The sequence below is a fragment of the Ornithinimicrobium sp. genome (assembly GCF_030537745.1).
GTDB lineage: Bacteria > Actinomycetota > Actinomycetes > Actinomycetales > Dermatophilaceae > Ornithinicoccus.
In genome coordinates this window covers 1-1,216 of sequence record NZ_JAUNVI010000049.1, presented here as the reverse complement: position 1 = coordinate 1,216, position 1,216 = coordinate 1, and the positions used below count along the sequence as shown (strand labels likewise).

General features: G+C 69.2%; 2 protein-coding genes. Both read left to right on the top strand.

The window, feature by feature from the left end:
• Positions 1-2: 2 nt before the first annotated feature.
• Positions 3-242: an RNA-binding S4 domain-containing protein gene (locus tag Q4P07_RS10615; protein WP_303374890.1), complete on the top strand. Its 240-nt coding sequence runs from the start codon at positions 3-5 to the stop codon at positions 240-242.
• A 7-nt stretch (positions 243-249) separates the two neighbouring features.
• A complete protein-coding gene (locus Q4P07_RS10610) occupies positions 250-1,059 on the top strand; it encodes a PfkB family carbohydrate kinase (protein WP_303374889.1) in 810 nt (269 codons plus the stop codon).
• The last annotated feature ends 157 nt before the right edge of the window (positions 1,060-1,216 follow it).

Sequence of the window (1,216 nt, the reverse complement as noted above, 5' to 3'; positions counted from 1 at the left end):
CCATGAGCCCGGTGCGTGCCGTGCCGATCCGTGACGAGACGATCCGCCTCGGTCAGCTGCTCAAGCTGGCCAATGTGGTGGGCGACGGTGCGATGGCCCGGATGGTGATCGAGAACCGCGAGGTCACGGTCGACGGCGAATTCGTGATGCGCCGCGGCACCCAGATCCGCCCCGGCCAGCTAGTTGAATATGCCGGCGAGCAGTTCACCCCGAGCCGGGAGAGCTCGCCGAGCCTGCGATGATCTGCGTATGCAGACGCCTCCGCTCGCCCTGACCATCGCCGGCTCCGAGGCCACCGGTGGTGCCGGTGCCCAGGTCGACCTCAAGACTTTCCAGCAGCACGGTGTCTTCGGCTGCCTCGCGCTGACCTGCATCGTCTCCTTCGACCCTGCGCACGAGTGGGGGCACCGCTTCGTCCCGGTCGAGCCGCAGGTCATCGCCGACCAGCTCGAGGTGATCATGGCGGCCTACCCCACCGGTCAGCTGGACACGGTCAAGATCGGCATGCTCGGCACGCCGGCGACGATCGAGACGGTGGCGGGGGTGCTCCGCGAGCGTGACTTCGACAACGTCGTGCTGGACCCGGTCCTCATCTGCAAGGGCCAGGAGCCAGGTGCCGCGTTGGACACCGACCGCGCGCTCACGACGCAGGTGCTGCCACTTGCCACCTTCGTCACGCCCAACCATTTCGAGGCGATGGCCTTGTCCGGTATGGAGAAGATCGAGACGGTCGAGGAGCTCACCGAGGCGGCGACCCGGATCCACCAGAGCTGCGGCGCGGCCGTGCTCGCCAAGGGTGGCGTCCACCTGCCGGGCGATGAGGCGCTCGACGTCTATGTCGACGACGAGCGCACCGAGATCCTGCGCGCGCCGAAGCTGGGCGGTGGCGTCCAGGTCTCTGGCGCTGGCTGCACCCTCGCCGCAGCGGTGGCCGCTCAGTTGGCGCTCGGGGCCACGCCGTTCGAGGCGGCCAAGGCCGCCAAGGAGTTCGTGACCCGAGGGATCGAGGCGCGGCTCTCCAGCCAGGCTCCCTTCGACGTCGTGTGGCAGGGCGTGTGACCCTTCGCGCTTGGTAGTGCGTGCGCTGCTTTCCCGTGCCGTCGCCGTGTCGTCGCCGTCGCCGTGCGTTGAAAACTGAGCGCTGCCTTCGTCGTGCCCGAGCCGTGCCGTGTCGTCGCCGCCGTGCGCAAGCCGTGGCCGCCGCGCCCTCGTTGTG